At 41.1% G+C, this 17,135-nt stretch carries 13 protein-coding genes; 7 read left to right on the top strand and 6 right to left on the bottom strand.

Features of this window, described 5'->3' with window-relative positions:
• Positions 1 to 27 precede the first annotated feature (27 nt).
• Complete coding sequence (locus tag NSTC731_RS25055) at positions 28 to 1,056, bottom strand: cyclic nucleotide-binding domain-containing protein (protein WP_445627293.1); 1,029 nt, start codon at positions 1,054 to 1,056, stop codon at positions 28 to 30.
• A gap of 517 nt (positions 1,057 to 1,573) precedes the next feature.
• Between NSTC731_RS25055 and NSTC731_RS25050 the strand changes: the two genes are divergently transcribed.
• From NSTC731_RS25050 to NSTC731_RS25040, 3 genes are all read left to right on the top strand, one after another.
• Positions 1,574 to 2,344, top strand: coding sequence for a DUF928 domain-containing protein (locus tag NSTC731_RS25050; protein WP_445627292.1), 771 nt, complete (start codon positions 1,574 to 1,576; stop codon positions 2,342 to 2,344).
• Between the two features lie 341 nt (positions 2,345 to 2,685).
• Positions 2,686 to 4,962 (top strand): CHASE2 domain-containing protein, encoded by a 2,277-nt coding sequence (locus tag NSTC731_RS25045; protein ID WP_445627291.1) that lies wholly within the window; start codon positions 2,686 to 2,688, stop codon positions 4,960 to 4,962.
• Positions 4,955 to 7,672, top strand: a complete 2,718-nt coding sequence (locus tag NSTC731_RS25040; protein WP_445627290.1) for an NHLP bacteriocin export ABC transporter permease/ATPase subunit — start codon at positions 4,955 to 4,957, stop codon at positions 7,670 to 7,672. The genes NSTC731_RS25045 and NSTC731_RS25040 overlap by 8 nt, the downstream gene beginning before the upstream one ends.
• Before the next feature lie 103 nt (positions 7,673 to 7,775).
• Here NSTC731_RS25040 and NSTC731_RS25035 read toward each other — a convergent pair whose 3' ends face one another.
• The 5 genes from NSTC731_RS25035 to NSTC731_RS25015 form a co-directional block, all read right to left on the bottom strand.
• Entirely contained in the window at positions 7,776 to 8,234 is a 459-nt protein-coding gene (locus NSTC731_RS25035) for a cupin domain-containing protein (RefSeq protein ID WP_445627289.1), read from the bottom strand.
• A gap of 55 nt (positions 8,235 to 8,289) precedes the next feature.
• Positions 8,290 to 9,885: a glycoside hydrolase family 15 protein gene (locus NSTC731_RS25030; protein ID WP_445627288.1), complete on the bottom strand. Its 1,596-nt coding sequence runs from the start codon at positions 9,883 to 9,885 to the stop codon at positions 8,290 to 8,292.
• Entirely contained in the window at positions 9,849 to 10,688 is an 840-nt protein-coding gene (locus NSTC731_RS25025) for a hypothetical protein (protein WP_445627287.1), read from the bottom strand. The genes NSTC731_RS25030 and NSTC731_RS25025 overlap by 37 nt, the downstream gene beginning before the upstream one ends.
• Positions 10,689 to 10,761: 73 nt before the next feature.
• Positions 10,762 to 11,700: a cation diffusion facilitator family transporter gene (locus tag NSTC731_RS25020; protein WP_445627286.1), complete on the bottom strand. Its 939-nt coding sequence runs from the start codon at positions 11,698 to 11,700 to the stop codon at positions 10,762 to 10,764.
• A gap of 162 nt (positions 11,701 to 11,862) precedes the next feature.
• Positions 11,863 to 12,675, bottom strand: a complete 813-nt coding sequence (locus tag NSTC731_RS25015; protein WP_445627285.1) for an SDR family oxidoreductase — start codon at positions 12,673 to 12,675, stop codon at positions 11,863 to 11,865.
• Between the two features lie 756 nt (positions 12,676 to 13,431).
• On the opposite strand from NSTC731_RS25015, the gene NSTC731_RS25010 reads away from it, so the two are divergent.
• Genes NSTC731_RS25010 through ctaD form a run of 4 tightly spaced genes read left to right on the top strand, consistent with a single transcriptional unit; the run spans position 13,432 to position 17,132 of the window.
• A complete protein-coding gene (locus NSTC731_RS25010) occupies positions 13,432 to 13,926 on the top strand; it encodes a DUF2231 domain-containing protein (protein WP_445627284.1) in 495 nt (164 codons plus the stop codon).
• On the top strand, positions 13,923 to 14,528 hold the full coding sequence (locus NSTC731_RS25005; RefSeq protein ID WP_445627283.1) for a DUF2231 domain-containing protein: 606 nt from the start codon (positions 13,923 to 13,925) through the stop codon (positions 14,526 to 14,528). The genes NSTC731_RS25010 and NSTC731_RS25005 overlap by 4 nt, the downstream gene beginning before the upstream one ends.
• A gap of 32 nt (positions 14,529 to 14,560) precedes the next feature.
• Positions 14,561 to 15,481, top strand: coding sequence for a cytochrome c oxidase subunit II (locus NSTC731_RS25000; RefSeq protein ID WP_445627282.1), 921 nt, complete (start codon positions 14,561 to 14,563; stop codon positions 15,479 to 15,481).
• A complete protein-coding gene (gene ctaD / locus NSTC731_RS24995) occupies positions 15,471 to 17,132 on the top strand; it encodes a cytochrome c oxidase subunit I (RefSeq protein WP_445627281.1) in 1,662 nt (553 codons plus the stop codon). Before NSTC731_RS25000 ends, ctaD begins: the two co-directional genes overlap by 11 nt.
• The last annotated feature ends 3 nt before the right edge of the window (positions 17,133 to 17,135 follow it).

Below are 17,135 nucleotides of genomic sequence, written 5' to 3'. Positions count from 1 at the left end.
CCTTCTGCCTCCTGCCTTCTGCCTCTTTCAAGATTGTCGATTCAAACGTTTAATCATCCAGTCAAATCTAGCACCTGCTAAGGCGGTGTTGTCTAATGTATCTAAGTTGAGTTCATCTTCAACTTCGATATCTTCTGCTAAGAGTCGATCTAGTTGGTAAGCCAATTTTCCAAATCCACGGCGGAACAGGCGATCGCGAATTCGATCTACTAAAACTACAGCGATCGCTCGATAAAAACGAGCTGTGAATCCTGTATTTTGCTTTAATTGTTTAGCTAGTTTCTCTTGTGGTAAAGCTAGTAATATAGAAGATTCTATCGCCTTGACTGTGGCAGAGGCAGTTGTTGCTTCTACAAAAGACATTTCCCCTAAAATTTCGCCTTTTACAGATTGAGCAATTTCTTTTTCGGCAACTTGATTCTGTGGGGTGGAAACAAAAATCCCTAACTTCCCATCTAATAATATATATAATGCTTCAACAGGTTTCCCTTCTTCAATTATTACTTTACCTGGATTAACTTTAGTTCTTACTCCTTGGGAAATCATCCAATCAATATCGCTATCGTTCAAAATAGCAAACACAAACAAAACCTTTCGCAGTGATTCTCCTGGAACTACTTTGTTTTTGGCAAGAAAATCAGTGAGTCCCCGCAACTGCTGTGACAGCAAAACAGCCATTTTTTGATAAAAATGCGCGGCGAATTCTGTATCTTGCTCCAGTTTTTTGAGTAATAATTCTCTTGGCAGTGCTAATATCCGTGAGGATTCTAGAGCGATAAAAGTAGTAGACGGAGGACGATTATCTATAAATGATAAAGTTTCTACAAATTCCCCTGGCGATACGCGATCGATTTCTTGTGCGTCTTTAACATTACCTGTGAGAGAGACACAAATGCTTAATGCTCCCTCTAACAAAATTTCTACTGTATCAATAATCTCTTCACCTTCTTGAATGAGAATTTGATTAGGAAGATACTCTTTACATCTGCCTACACTGAACATCCAATCAATATCACTTTCCCTAAAGGCAGAAAAATTGGGAGTATTAACCAGCATTTCTTTAAACATACAATTTAAGCTTGATTAGGAGTGAAATTCATTTTTTACAGCAAAATCCAGCCTTTTATTAGTTTTATAGAAGTTTTTAACCTGGCTGACAGAAGTAGTAAAAAGTCAGTAAAAACAAGGTTTTTCAGAAAAGAGGTGGACTTCTGTAAAAGGGTAAAGTTACTAGACAACTAGCTTCTTACTTATACTAAGTACACAATTTCGCAAATTGGTAGCCAATTTAGGTTTGAAATTTCAAGGCATAGACGCTTTACTTCCTCCAGGTTAGGGGTACAGAGTTTCGCATATCGGCGCGCGAAGCTTGTTTCGGTTAATTCGCTATGAATTCATAGAATAGCGTGCTAAGTTATACTTACTTCCATTTTTGGTAAAATCTTTAACAAAGTATTTAGACAAAAGTTAATATAGATTTTATCATTGGTAGTTAATTTAACTAAATATCGCCTTTTCGTGCGATCGCAAATATTTATCTTTGTTAGATACTTGAAAATTAATAGGACTTAATATGAGTTGGATACAAAAATTTGTAAACATGGCAGCAGTTCCTATATCTATGACAGTATTGGTAATGTCTAGTTTGCCCAGAATGGCGATCGCTGAATCACCAGTAGCACTCAAATTCCAAAAATTTCAGAATTGGCAAATCAGTCAAAAGTTTATCCCACCAAATCGAAATGCGCCACAAACTACCTCTGGTGGGGCGACTCGTCGCGGTTCCCGGTATTTGGAGAGTAAAGAAACTTTAACTGCCTTAATGCCTCTAAATAAAATAGGTTTAACCCTTGCAGAACGTCCCACATTTTACTGGTTTATCCCGCAGATACCAGTAGAAACTGCTCGCTTTTCACTTCTAGATGGTGAGGATATAGTTTATGAGACGACTTTTAAACTTCCTAAACAATTAGGAATTATTGGTTTTACTCTGCCAACAAAAGCGCCAAGTCTGAAAGTAGGTAAAAAATATCACTGGTATATGTCAATCGCTGACAATTCAGAAGAAGTAGGAGAAGGAATCACTGTCGATGGTTGGGTAGAACGAATCCAACCTACTAATGATTTATCAAAGCAGCTAGCCACAACAAATCCCAAGCAGCTTTCCCAAGTGTATGCTGCATCTGGGATTTGGTATGAAGTGTTACATACATTAGTACAGCAACGTCTTAGCGATCCGAGCGATCGCACAGTCATGGCTAATTGGCAAGCATTATTAGAGTCAGTGGGGTTAAAAGATTTAGTTTCCAAACCTTTAAGTAAATATCTGGAATGCCAAGACTAAATAATTCATCAAAAAAGATAGGTTTAAAACCTCGCCCCTTGTGGGCGAAAAAATCCTTGTCTCACCGAAGAGGCAGAGGGGAAGGGGGCAGGGAGCAGGGGGAGCAAGCCCTTCCAGCGTTGCGGAATATGGGTATGAAGCCCCGCCCTGGAAGGGCGCTTGACTGAGGCAAAGTACAAGCTCCTTCTCAGTTTCTCCCCTGCCTATGTTGACAAGACAGGTAGACACCCCACCCGCAAGTGGTGTGGCTGTATTTAATTTTGAATACTTCGACTCCCTTCGACTACGCTCAGGGCAAGTCGCTCAGTACAAGTTTTGAATTTTGAATTTTGAATTGATTCATGTGGAGTCATATCAAGCAACAACTTTGGCAATATCGCGGTATCTTCATTGCTGCTCCCAGTGCGGCGGCATTAGTATTCATCCTGCGCTTGAGCGGATTATTGCAGATGTTGGAATTGGCAGCGCTGGATCAAATGTTTCTGTTACGTTCTCCAGAACCTGTTGATGCGCGGATTGTCATTGTAGAAATTAATGAATCTGATGTGCAAAAACTTGGTAAGCGCGGTTATTGGCCTTTGCCTGACAAGTTGCTGGCACAAGTTTTAGAGAATTTAAAACAACAAAAACCCAATGCTATTGGTTTGGATTTATATCGAGATTTACCAGTAGGTTTTGGACATCAATCATTAGTTAAGGTGTTTGAGTCTACACCAAATTTAGTTGGCGTACAAAAAGTAGCCCAGAGTGAAGATAGCTCGGCGGTAGCACCACCACCAGCCCTGAAAAAACTCGATCGAGTCGGTGCAAATGATTTTCCCTTAGATGGGGATGGAAAAATTCGCCGCAGTTTGATGTATTTGGCAGATAAAAATGGCGAAAATGTGTTTAGTTTTGCTTTTAAACTTGCCTATCTTTATTTGAGCGATCGCCAAATTGATGTCGGACAAACAAAAGATTATTTGGTAAAAACAGGTAACGTTGTTTACCCATTATTTCAAGGTAATGATGGTGGTTATATTCGGGCTGAAGACCAAGGTTATCAAGTAATAATAAATTATCGGAGTTCTCAAGAAGAATTTCAGCACATATCGATTATGGATGTGTTAGATAATCGAATACCCAAGGACTTAGTAAAAGGGCGAATTGTCTTGATTGGTTCCACAGCCGAAAGTCTCAAAGACCTATTCTATACACCATACAGCAGTACTATATTAACAGCGCCTAAACGAATGGCTGGTGTAACTATTCACGCTCATGCTATCAGTCAAATTTTAAGTGCTACTTTAGATGACCGCCCGTTAATCAGAACATGGACTAAATTAGAGGAATGGTTGTGGATTTTTCTTTGGTCACTGATTGGTGCAATACTAATCTGGCAACAAAGATATAGCGGCAGTTATAAAATAAAATCATTATTACCTTTGATTAGTATTTTGCTAGCTGGATGCTGTCTTGTAGGTAGTAGTTATCTAGCTTTTATAGCAGGTTGGTGGATTCCTATTGTCCCACCATTACTGACATTAATTGGTTCGGCAATTGCTGTGACTGCTTATATTGCCAGAACTGCGGGAGCAATTCGCAAGACCTTTGGTCGTTATCTCACCGATGAAGTCGTCGCTAATTTATTAGAAAACCCTGAAGGTTTAAAACTTGGTGGCGAACGTAAGAAAATTACTATTCTCACTTCTGATTTAAGAGGTTTTACAGCTATATCTGAGAAATTACCTGCTGAAGAAGTAATTAAAATAATTAACCTTTATTTAGGATATATGGCAGATGTTATTACTCAGTACCAAGGCACGATTGATGAATTTATGGGTGATGGAATTTTAGTTTTGTTCGGCGCTCCCATCGCTAGAAAAGATGATGCGACAAGAGCGATCGCTTGTGCAGTGGCAATGCAATTAGCAATGGAATCAGTGAACAAAAAAATCCAGCAAATGGGATTTCCAAAGCTAGAAATGGGTATTGGCATTAATACAGCAGAAGTAGTTGTCGGTAATATTGGTTCGGAAAAACGAACTAAATATGGAATTATCGGCGATCAAGTTAATTTAACCTATCGCATTGAATCGTATACAGTCGGCGGACAAATTTTTGCTTCGCAATCAACTATTAATGAGACTGGTTATATTGTGAAAATTATTGGACATAAAGAAGTGCAAGCAAAAGGAGTGAAACAACCGATAAAAATTTATGAAGTAGGTGGAATTACTGGAGAATACAATTTATATCTTGTTCAAGACGAAGATAAAGTATTCTTGGAACTGCCAGAAGCAATTCCCTTAAAATATACAGTTTTGGATGGAAAAAATGTAAATAACACTATCATGGAGGGAAAGTTAGTAAAGCTGTCAGCTAAGGGAGCGCAAGTATGTTATGACTCTCAAGTAAATTATCTAGCTTTACAGCCCTTTACTAATCTAAAACTGAACTTATTGATGCAAGGTAATGCCGAAATAAGTGAAGATATCTATGCTAAAGTCTTAGACAAAACGACAGAACCAGATAATTTTTATATTCGTTTTACTAACATTCCATTAGAAGTAGAAGAGCAATTTAATGCCCTACGCCTTTGCCAAAGAACCATTGCACCTTTAACTCCAGATGAGTAATTCCAAGTTACTGCTTACAGATAATCAATTCCTAGTATTAGATAATCCCCTAACAGTTTGGCAAATTGAATCCGGTGCGATCGCTGTTTTTGCTATTCTGATTGAGCAAGGTATTGAGGGTACTCGCCGTTATCTATTTAGTGTCAATGCGAAAGAAGCATTGTTTGGGATATCGGCTAATAATCATAAACTTTTGGCGGTATCCATAGAAGATACTGTGTTGTTGCAAATACCTACACAAGAATGCGAGCAATGGATAAGTCAGGAGAAAGACGAGGCAGAAAGTTTTATTAAGTTAGTGCAGACTTGGGAGCAAAATATTCAAAGTTGTTTAGGCGATACCTTTTCTACAAGACTCTACGATAAGCTGCGCGAACGCGAACGCTTTTCGATTGTGCCAGTTTTTTCCCACACTGAAAACCTTCCCGACTGGAACGAGATCCAAGTTACTCTCGGCGAATTACACAGCGATTTTTGCGAAATTCTGACTCAAATAGAACAGGAAGAATTGGCAGCAAAATGGACTCAATTCCAAGCACGGCAACAACTTAATTCTCAGGTAAAAGTTAATGCTTTCGGAAATTTAGCCTCAGTCCTCAAACCCAAGCAAGCCGAATTGATGCAGTCAGGTACACCGTTGCTGATTGCCGCAGGTGCAGTGGGAAGGGCATTAGGAATTAAGATTTTGCCACCTGTGCGTTCTGAAGACATGAAGCGGATTAAAGAACCATTAGAAGCGATCGCCCGTGCATCCCGAATACGCATCCGACGGGTATTGCTCAATGACCGATGGTGGCAAAAAGATAGCGGTCCTTTATTAGCATATACTAATCAAGATAATTTTCCTGTTGCATTGCTACCAGCAGGGGTAGGAAAATACGAAATCTTTGACCCAGAGAAGCACGTCCGCATACCTGTAAACAATCGTACTGCTCAACAACTAGCTCCCTTTGCCTATGTATTTTATCGTCCCGTACCCGAAAACAATTTAACTGCGATCGCCTTACTTCTGTTTGCCTTTAAGGGGAAAATTCGAGAACTGATTGTTATCTTCCTTACAGGCGTTGTGGGTGCATTGTTGGGAATGTTAACCCCTTTGGCAACTGCTATCCTCATCGATTCCGTTATTCCTGATGCAGATAGAGAGTTGTTAGTGCAAATCGGCTTGGGTTTGATAGCCGCCAGCTTTGGGACGATAATTTTTCAAATCGCCCAAGGTTTTGCCGGTCTGAGATTAGAAAGTAAAGCCAGTTTAGACTCCCAAGCAGCCTTATGGGATAGATTGTTTAATCTGCGCGTATCTTTCTTTCGTGAATATTCAATTGGGGATTTGCAATCTCGTGTTTCCGCCATCACTCAAATCCGTCAGAAACTCAACGACACAGTGCTACGCACAATTTTTACTAGTTTTTTCTCTCTACTAAATCTGGCACTATTGTTTATCTACAGTTCCAGTCTAGCTTTAGTTGTCGTCGCAGTAGCGTTGATAGCGATCGCCTTCACTACCATCTCAGGCTTACTTAGCCGCCAAAAGTTGCGTTCTTTAGAAGAAATAGAGGGAGAAATTTTTGGTTTTACTGTACAGATGGTTGCTGGTGTGTCCAAACTTCGAGTCACCAATGCAGAAGACCGTGCTTTTGCCTATTGGGCAAAAAAGTATAGTCAGCAGCTACAATTCAAGCTGAGTACAGAGGTAATTGAAGATATCTTAGCGATATTTAACACTGCCATGCCAACCGTCAGCTCGATAATTATCTTTTGGCTAGCAGTTACGTTAATCGCACAAGCCCCATCTGAAAGCGGAACAGGATTATCTACAGGTACATTTTTAGCATTTAATTCCGCCTTTGCCATATTTATCGCTGGGGCAACTCAGCTGAGTAATACCATAGTCAGCATATTAGATATCAGCATTTTTTGGGAACGTGCAAAGCCTATCTTTCAGGCTCAACCAGAAATCGACCTGAGCAAAAGCGATCCAGGACGATTAATGGGTAAAGTAAAAGTCGATCGCGTGACTTTCCGCTACCGCGAAGATGGCCCGCTCAATTTAGACGCTCTGACAATTCAGGCAGAACCAGGAGAGTTGATTGCTTTGGTAGGGCCTTCTGGTAGTGGCAAATCAACGATCATTAGGCTGTTATTAGGATTTGAAACGCCAAAAGATGGCACGATTTACTATGATGGTCAGGATTTATCGGGGTTAGATATATCGGCAGTGCGTAGACAAATTGGTGTAGTACTGCAAAATGGTCGCATCAATAGCGCTTCAATTTTTGAAAATATTTCTAGTGGCGCATTAGTGACAATGGAAGAAGCCTGGGAAGCAGTACGTATGGCTGGGTTTGCCGATGATATTAAGTCAATGCCAATGGAAATGCACACAGTTATTTCGGAGGGGGGTACAAATCTTTCTGGTGGGCAACGTCAAAGGTTATTAATTGCTCGTGCTTTAGTCTTAAAACCGAGAATTATAATTTTTGATGAAGCTACCAGTGCTTTAGATAATCGTACTCAAGCGATAGTTAGTAGCAGCTTAGACCAGTTAGGAGTAACGCGCATAATTATCGCCCATCGCCTCAGCACTATCCGCAACGCCGACCGAATTTATGTGATTGAAGCCGGTCGAGTTGTTCAACAAGGTAAGTTTGAAGAATTAGTGAATCAAAAGGGCTTATTTGCTAATCTGATGGCACGACAAATGGCGTAAGCGCAAGGGAGGTTTGCAGCTTTTATTACCATGAATATGGTGCAATTTAAATGACGATTAGCTTATGCATAGTTTACTTCACCAAAAAAGTATACTAACTTACTTACCTAAATCGACAAGATTGGTCTACAGTCGGAGTCTTTTCAAATTGCACCATTATTAAAACAGCTGGCGCATCGCCTACTGTTCCAGATAAGTGACCCTTATGGCCTTGCGCATCTGTTTTCGTACCCTGATCTTCTCCAAAGGAAATTTCGCCTTCCCCCATCTCGACTCGCTGACCGTCCATAGTCTCCACAAACCAGCGTCCCGACAAAGGTACGATCCACTGGGGTTTTGGGTTTTCATGCCAGTTACCAACCCATCCCACAGGTAGCACAGTAAAGCTAATTGTAGCACCGGACTGCTTCAAATTAGAAAGCCACTGCGGTGAGGTATCCGGGGCTATGCCTTTTTCGATAAAGTCTTCAATTTGACAACGGGATTGATGACTTATACCGTCGTTGTCAGTCCAGACGTGCCAGTATTCAATTGTTGGTTTGGATGATGAGTTATTCTGCATAATAATGGCTCTTTTTGATCCGAAATGTATTGAAAGGCAAATTAGAAATTAAGAATTACGAAATTCTAACCGTATAATTGTGTCCTTCCCATTTGCTGCTTTCAATCCAGAAAAAGGTAAAGTTGATTGATTGTTGCTGATTATCAGAAATAGAAATATCTACAAAATTCACTCCTAACTTTGTAGAAGTAGAAAGCATATCTTGTGTAGTTTGCCAATCATCATCTGACCAGTACAATTGAAAAGATGCTAAAGCGTCAATTCGCAATGTTTGACCTTTTTTTACTTGGCTGATTTGTCGGTTAAACTTCCAAATTTCCAATGATTTACACTGCTTTCTTTCGCCTAGATAGCGATTTGCCACTTCTGGAATAAAATCAAACACCTGTCCGTCATCAGTTGACCGTAGCAGCTTGATATACTCTGCGTGTGCCCACATTAAAGGCATCGCTGAACCTGTTGGTTTTCCTAAAAACATATAGACATCAGGTATATCTGCCTCATCCCAAACCTGTTCTGGTAGCAAACAAGTATCTGAAGCAAATCCTTCCATCGCCTTAATATATGTTTTGACATCGCCGCCAGCAGCTAGTTCATAATGTCCTCGTTCTCCTGTCAAGAGAGGCCAAGCGCGTCCCTTACCCCAACTAGTATAAGGACTGCCGTCTTTTTGCTGTCCGTAGCCGTCGTGGTTGTAACGATGCCAACAAGGCCCAACGGGTGTATCTACTTTTAAAACTGCATCAATTACTTTGACAGAATCAACAATAATCGGATCGTCTGGTTTGCGAATTCCATAGCGTACTAATTGGAGAAATCCGCCATCGACAATTTCCTTGGCCGGAAATTCTGCTGGTTCACCAGGAGGTTGACTGCTGATGAAAAGAGTTCCTTGGTTAGGATTTTCGTCGGCTTGAGGATTATTAATATCTGAGGGAGTAATTCGGATATAATGCCGTTTGATCCCAGGAACTAAAGTTCCTTCAGTAGTTACTGTCCAAGCTTCAATGTGACATTCTAAAAAATCTGCGTATTCTTCGATAAACTTTGCTGTTGCTTCATCGCCACGTTGACGAACAAATTGAGCAGCACAGATTAAGGCGGCAATACTGGATGCTAGGGTTGATGGTGAATAACCGCTATTTTCTTCCCAGCGTTCTTGTTGAGTAACCGGGCCGTTACGAATTAAATAACCCGCTGCCCGCAGAACCATTGGATAAATATCGAATTTTAAACAAGTCTTCTGCTGGTGCAATAGCCATGCTAGAAGAATCGGAAATGCCACTTCATCTAGTTGAATACCTTTCCAGTAAGGTTCGCCATCAACCCAGAAATTTTGAGCAAAACCGCCATCTTCCTGCTGGCTGGTTGCAAGATAAATTAGCGATCGCACTGCTGTTTCTGTTTCACCAGCAGCCACTAAACCTGATACACTGCTAACCATATCCCGCGTCCAGACAAGGTGATATCCGCCTTCGTCTTGGTCGTTTTTGGCTTCACCCCAAGGAATCGCCAGGGATGCAATCAATGCACCTGGGTAAAGTTTGTCTTCATGTGCTAACAACAAACTAATGCTGTTGTGATACAACTTCCCATCATTGTATGAAACATCTTCTAGCGGTCGGATATTGCGGCGCGATATCGCTTCCACTGTTCGTTGTATTGCTGCTTCTGCTGTTCAAAAGGAATATTCAGCGACTGAAATAGTGTAGAAATTGCATTATGCAAGTTTGTACCAAATGCCAATCCTAAAGTAAACTCTTTAGTACTATCTAAATCTAGTTTTCCAGTCAAAGCAAGATTGCCATCTACAGCACGATCGAACTCCCAATCCATCTGGAAATTATCAGCTAAATCTGTCCAACCATCGCTTTCACCAACGTAACCACAAGAAAGCCGGCTAAAGGGAACTGTTGCACCCAGCGCTAGCCATGTTCCTTGTTTCTCGGCTATCAAAATACGATGTCCAGCAACTTCTACAGCGTAACCATTATTACCCATACCTTCAACATCCAGATGCGGCGCACACAAAGCATATAAATGGAGTTGGGAAATAAAATCGCTCTCTCCTGTTAATGTGGTGTGCTGTAAGATACAGGGAAAATGCGGGTCGGCAATCACTTCTTTGATTACGGCATAACGTCCTTGGGGATCGGAATTAGTGATGCGGTATCCTAAACCATGAGTCCACATCGGTTCCACTTTGGATTCGAGATGGCGTTTCTCTTCGTGGAAAAAGCTTTTCCCATCAGAAATTAGATACTGCAAATCCCGAATTTGAGGTTTGTCTACTGTGGGATGGTAGATTTCAGTGACAATACCGCTCCAAAGAGTAAACCAAATGTTACTAGAGGTAGAGTAAGCTGTTCCGACTCCATCTTTATTCGCATGAGTCCATCGAGGCTCAATACCTGGTGAGCCAAAAGCTTTTGCTCGATCAATAAACTTTACCATAGTGCATTGTTGTGCCGATAAGCTTTGAGTGCATTTAGAAAATGCTGTGTTTGATATTTATGCGATTAAAAATTTATTGAGAAGTTGACGAAAATTTCCGAGCGGCAGTTAAGGATTTTGCTTCAATAAAAATTTGTTTGATTTCCGGATGCTTTTGGCGAATTTTTACTTCTAAACTTTCTACAGTTAAGGCTATTTCCTCACCTGTAAGATTTTGAGCAAATTGGATTTCTAAGTTAAGTAGTACTTCTTTGGGAGCAAGCTGCATTGTTAGTACCCGAATAACTTCTTTCACTCCTGGTTCTGTTTTGGACAAAGACCGGATATTGGCTATAGTTTGAGGATCGGCACTTTCACCAACTAATAATCCTTTACTTTCTCTGGCTAATACCACTGCTACTATAGCCAAGATAATGCCAATAATAATCGAAGCAATGCCATCCAAATAAACATTGTTAAATAAATGTCCGAAGAAGATTCCGATTAAGGCTACGAATAAGCCTAAAATTGCCGCCGAATCCTCAAATAATACTGTAAATACTGTGGGGTCTTTACTATTTTTGATTGCTTGCCAGAAATTTTGTTTACCCTTAGTCGGCAAAAACTCTTTTAAAGCTACAGTCCAAGAAAACCCCTCCAATAATATTGCAATACCTAATACAATATAATTCCACATTGGGTTTTCTAAAGGGCTGGGATGAATTAAATGAGTGATTCCTTCATAAATTGACATCCCGCCGCCAAGGGCAAAGATCAGGATAGCAACGATAAAAGTCCAGAAATAAAGTTCTAGACCGTAACCAAAGGGATGCCTATCGTCTGCTGGCTTTTGGCTTCTTCTAATTCCCAGCAAAAGTACTAGTTGATCGCCAGTATCTACCAGCGAATGAATCCCTTCAGAGATCATGGCGGAACTGCCAGTAATGGAGGCGGCGATAAATTTAGTAATAGCGATCGCTAAGTTAGCGCCCATCGCTGCAAATATAGTTTTATGAGATGAATCAGATGCCATGAGAGTCAATAATAATTATGCAGAAACTTCTAATTCACCATCTGGATGGGTAATTTCCCATTGGGTTGGTTTGACCTTGTGCCAAAACGTCTCCTCCAGCTAAATTTAATCGTTGATTGTTATCAAACCAGGGTTAACAGTAACTTTTTTAGGCATTATCAATTAACCATTGTCTGCAAAACCTGGATATAAGGTCATACCGCCATCTACAAATAGAGTTGTACCATAGACATAATCAGAGTCATCAGAAGCCAACCAAACTGCTGCTTTAGCGATATCTTCTACATCACCCACACGTTTTGCTGGAATCAGTTTTAATAACTTTGCTTCTGCTTCTGGAGTATCCCAAGCTGATTTATTAATGGGGGTTTTGATTGCACCAGGCGCAATACTATTAACGCGAATTTTATGGGGTGCAAGTTCTTGAGCAATACTTTGCATCATCATATTTATACCGCCCTTACTTGCAGCATAATTAACATGACCCGCCCAAGGAATTACCTGATGTACTGAACTTATACAAATAATCTTACCTGCGGCAGATGAAATATCAGGCTGGACACCCCGACGTAAGAATTCCTTTGCAGCTTCTCTAGCACATAAGAATTGTCCTGTCAGATTCACCTCAATAACTCTATTCCATTGCTCGAGGGTCATATCTACAAACGGTGAATCTTTTTGAAGACCTGCATTGTTTACCAAAATGTCAATAGTGCCGAATTGCTCGATTGTCTGGCTAAACATCGCCTTTATTTCGTCTTCTTTGCTAACATCAGCTTGGATAGCAAATGCTTCACCATTAGCCGCTTTGATGTCATCAACAAGTTTTTGGGCTGATTCAGCTTCCGAACGATAGTTGACGGCGACTGCTGCACCCGATAAAGCTAAATAGCGAGCGATCGCTTGACCAATACCAGAACTAGCACCCGTCACAAGTGCTTTTTGACCTTTGAGCAGGTAAGGGGAATAGCTCATAATGCTTTCGATGTTTTTAAAACTTGTATTCGTTGTGAATATCTCAATATTTCCAAGACCTTCATAATATTTTTGCTTTTTGCGCGTAGTATTATCCTGACAATTTTAATTTTTTAATCAGGAAATTATGGCTCAAAAAAGTTTTGCTTTTTTAAATGATTTTAAAAAGCTTTAGTATTTTTCTAATCTATCTAGAGAAAGATAACCAGCATATTTTTTAGTAAAAAATATTGAAATACTTTGTCATTTCTGTGACAATCGTATGTTTTTCTTTTTAAGATTTGTAAAAATGTGGTTTTCAAGCTTATGTCAATCTCAAGCAAGATTTATGGTATATTCAAAGCAAGTTTGATTATTGATGAGAGTAAATTTTTTAGTTAATCAGAGAACTACATAAAACGTTAAACATTTTTTAGGCGACTCTCAAGCGTCTGATTAAACTTGCTATTAGCAATCCCATCTAATCAAAAAGAAAATTTTTAGTTTTTGGAAATATTAATCAAGATATGATACCAATCAAAAATGTAGTTGTTTTAGTTAGTTTTGACCTTTGGAGAAAATAATTACTGAAAAATAGTAATTATGTATTTTATTTCAAAAGCTACTTGAAAAATTGCAGTATATCGGAAATTGTCAATGTTTTTTAATTGGTCGATCTGTAACGTTAGCGCAGTATTCTGGAAAATATGAATGGTGCGTTAAGCGGATGGCAATTCCATGCAACGCATATATATTTGACCCATGAAGGAGAAAGCGATGCCTGCTCTGTCTCTGAATAACCAAAATTTACCATACCCTGACCCTCTACATCCGATCGTTGTTCACTTCGTAATTGCGATGGTGCTTTTTTCTTTCGTGTGCGACGTGCTGGGTTATTTTACCCGCAATGTGCGGTTATTTGAGGTGAGTTTCTGGAATATGTTTGTGGCCTCAGCAGCTATTTTTTTAGCGGTGATTCTTGGTCAGTTTGAAGCAGGTCTGGCGAACATCTACCCAGCAGTCCAACCAACACTGAATTTTCATACGGTGATGGGTTGGTCGCTGGCGGCTATTGTTGTTGGCATTACAGCTTGGCGTTTCGTGATTCGCAAACGCACTCCCCGGAAAGTACCACCGGCTTACCTTGGTGTAGCAACCTTTTTAGTCTGCTTGGTGTGCTTGCAAGTCTATCTAGGAAGCAAGCTGGTTTGGGTGTATGGGTTACATATCGAGCCAGTTGTGCAAGCAATGAAGCAGGGAGTTTCGCCATGAACTGGCAACTGATTGACCAGTTGAGATTGAGGCTGAATGCTAACGGATTACCTTATGAGATTCCCATACATCCGCAACTGGTGCATTTTACATTGGGTTTGTTCATTCTTGCCATTATTTTTGATATTGCCGGAGCGCTGTTTGCTTTAGAAAAACCAATCTTCAAATTTTTAGGTCTGCCTGCCCTGCGTTCTGGTTTCTTTGATGTCGGCTGGTATAACCTCATAGGAGCAGCTTTTATCACCTTTTTCACTGTTGCAGCTGGTTTTTTCGAGTTACTGCTAGCAAATCCACCAATCGATCAAAAGAGCGTTTGGGGGTTAACTGCTGGTTGGACGATGCTTTTGCATGGCTTGGGTGGCATTTCATTGTTGGGGATCGTTGTTGCCATGACAATATGGAGAGGTTTACAACGTTATCGCTGGCGCAAGGATGCTTCTAGGCAGGTGCAGTGGAGTTACTTATTAGCAGGTATTGCAATATTGGGCATCTTATTTGTCCACGGAACTTTGGGGGCGCAATTGGGAGAAGAGTTTGGAATTCACGTTACGGCTGCGAAGTTACTCCAAGAAGGTAAAAACCCAAATTTACTACTCAAATAATCAAGCGGGAACTACTCTTAGATGAAATTGTGATGTTTAGTGTTTTTGAATATGTACTGATAGCGTTTTATGTCGCAGGGCTGCTAATTGTCAGTCGGTGGATTGGACAACAGGCATTTTCTTGGATGCCTCCCCAGGCGACAGCAGAAGCACAACGGGTAGATGATTTATTTAGCTTTTTAGTCTCAATTGGAGCATTTATCTTGCTGGGGCTGGTTGGTGTGATTGTGTATGCCATAGTCTTTCATCGCGCCCCCCCGGAAGACTACACTGAGGGACACCCTTCTAGAGGTAATGGAAAGTTAGAAATATTGTGGACAGCGACCCCAACTTTGTTAGTAATATGGATTGCCTTTCAAAGCTTCAATATTTATCAGCAATTAAATATTCTCGGTCTAAACCAAATTGTGCATTTGCACGCGCCCCTAGAATCTGCACCCGCCTACGCCGCCACTGTTAGCGATGTCCCCAAACCTGCGTCTGAAACAATTGATGTTTTCGCTAGGCAGTGGGATTGGTCTTTCCACTATCCAAATAATCTTACCAGTAAGGAATTACACTTGCCGAGCGATCGCAGCACTCGCTTAAATATGCAAGCAGAGAAAGTAATCCACGGCTTCTACGTTCCTGAGTTTCGCTTAAAGCAAGATATTGTTCCAGGACGCAACATTGACATTGTGATTACACCCACTCGCCCAGGTAAATATCGACTGAAAGATTCTCAATTCAGTGGTGCTTATTTTGCCTTGATGGAGGCAGATGTATACGTTGAATCCCTTGATAAGTATAATCAGTGGCTCGCGCAAACAGTCTCTAGCGAAACGAACCCTCAAAATCAGGCAATTGCCGAAAATATTCAACCACCAAAGACATTATTCAAAAGCGGCTGGTACACCGTTGCACCTGCTCAAAGAGCTGTAGCCAATCAAAGGAAGATAAATAATGACACATGATTTGAGTGAAGCTATAGCCAACAATAGAGAACCTGAGAATAACTGGCGGGAATATTTCAGCTTCAGCACCGATCATAAGGTAATCGGTGTTCAGTACATGGTGATGACCTTCATTTTCTTTCTTCTTGGCGGGCTGTTGGCGATGATTATCCGGGCTGAATTGCTCACCCCGGAAGCAAACTTAGTTGACCGCCCCCTCTACAATGGTTTATTCACCATGCACGGGACAATCATGATTTTCCTGTGGGTTATTCCCTTCAATGCAGGTCTTGCTAACTACCTAGTACCGTTGATGATTGGAGCGCGGGATATGGCTTTTCCCCTGCTCAACGCCATCTCTTTTTGGATTTTGCCACCAGCCGGTCTTCTACTACTGTCTAGTTTCTTACTACCAAGCGGGACTGCACAAGCTGGTTGGTGGTCTTATCCACCAGTTAGTCTGCAAGTTCCAGCCGATCAGTTGATTAACGGTCAGTTTATTTGGATAGTTAGCCTAGTACTAATCGGCATCTCTTCAATTATGGGGGCTGTCAATTTTGTTACCACTATCTTTTGGATGCGATCGCCAGGGATGACATTTTTTAGAATGCCCGTCTTTGTGTGGTCAGTTTTTAGCGCCCAGTTGTTGCAGCTGATTAACTTACCTTCTTTGACAGGTGCATTGATACTCCTGTTGCTTGACCTTTCCTTCGGGACACAATTTTTTAAACCTGAAGGAAGTGGCGATCCGATCATTTACCAACATTTATTTTGGTTCTACTCTCATCCCGCAGTGTATATCATGGCGCTACCAGCCTTCGGTATTATTGCGGAAGTTCTCCCAGCCTTTTCTCGCAATCCTCTATTTGGCTATCGATCAGTTGCTCTTGCTTCTTTAGGTATTGCTGTAGTCAGCATCTTCGTTTGGGCGCATCACATGTTCGCCAGTGCTACCCCCGGCTGGATGCGGATGACCTTCATGGCCACATCAATGTTAGTTGCCATACCCACGGGTGTTAAGGCATTTGCTTGGACTGCCACAATCTGGAGGAGCAAGTTGCACTTAGAGACACCAATGCTATTTGCAATGGGAGGTGCAGCGATGTTTATTTTTGGCGGTGTCACTGGTGTGATGCTTGCCGCCACGCCATTTGATATCCACGTCAATAATACTTACTTTGTTGTGGGTCACTTCCATTACATTGTTTTTAATACCATCACAATGGCAATCTTTGCCGGAATTTACTATTGGTTTCCCAAAATCACTGGCAGGATGTACGCGGAGGGTTGGGGTAAACTGCATTTCTGGTTGACCTTTATTCCTGCCAATATCACCTTTTTCTCTATGCATCCATTAGGTTTGCAGGGGATGTTACGCCGAATATCCTCCTACGATCCCCAGTATCAAGGTTGGAATGTTATCGCTAGCCTGGGATCGTTCTTGCTGGGAGTCTCCACACTGCCCTTTATTGCTAACATTGTCGGTTCTTGGCTATATGGAGCCAGAGCAGTTGATAATCCCTGGCACGCGACAGGATTGGAATGGACAACTTCTTCACCACCTCCGCGAGATAACTTTGAAGAGATTCCTGTTGTCAACAGACCTCCTTACGACTATGGCGATCCCAAATATTCATTCGTGGAAAATTCTGATAATGATGAGTCTCACTAGAAA

The organism is Nostoc sp. DSM 114167, assembly GCF_052692655.1.
This window is presented reverse-complemented; position numbering and strand designations above follow the sequence as displayed.

Coding starts and splice junctions, on each gene's coding strand:
- NSTC731_RS25020 (WP_445627286.1), bottom strand. CDS start 11,700: ATGGCATCTGATTCATCTCATAAAACTATATTTGCAGCGATGGGCGCT.
- NSTC731_RS25010 (WP_445627284.1), top strand. CDS start 13,432: ATGCCTGCTCTGTCTCTGAATAACCAAAATTTACCATACCCTGACCCT.
- NSTC731_RS25035 (WP_445627289.1), bottom strand. CDS start 8,234: ATGCAGAATAACTCATCATCCAAACCAACAATTGAATACTGGCACGTC.
- NSTC731_RS25040 (WP_445627290.1), top strand. CDS start 4,955: ATGAGTAATTCCAAGTTACTGCTTACAGATAATCAATTCCTAGTATTA.
- NSTC731_RS25000 (WP_445627282.1), top strand. CDS start 14,561: ATGTTTAGTGTTTTTGAATATGTACTGATAGCGTTTTATGTCGCAGGG.
- NSTC731_RS25005 (WP_445627283.1), top strand. CDS start 13,923: ATGAACTGGCAACTGATTGACCAGTTGAGATTGAGGCTGAATGCTAAC.
- NSTC731_RS25050 (WP_445627292.1), top strand. CDS start 1,574: ATGAGTTGGATACAAAAATTTGTAAACATGGCAGCAGTTCCTATATCT.
- NSTC731_RS25045 (WP_445627291.1), top strand. CDS start 2,686: ATGTGGAGTCATATCAAGCAACAACTTTGGCAATATCGCGGTATCTTC.
- NSTC731_RS25015 (WP_445627285.1), bottom strand. CDS start 12,675: ATGAGCTATTCCCCTTACCTGCTCAAAGGTCAAAAAGCACTTGTGACG.
- NSTC731_RS25055 (WP_445627293.1), bottom strand. CDS start 1,056: ATGCTGGTTAATACTCCCAATTTTTCTGCCTTTAGGGAAAGTGATATT.
- ctaD (WP_445627281.1), top strand. CDS start 15,471: ATGACACATGATTTGAGTGAAGCTATAGCCAACAATAGAGAACCTGAG.
- NSTC731_RS25025 (WP_445627287.1), bottom strand. CDS start 10,688: ATGGTAAAGTTTATTGATCGAGCAAAAGCTTTTGGCTCACCAGGTATT.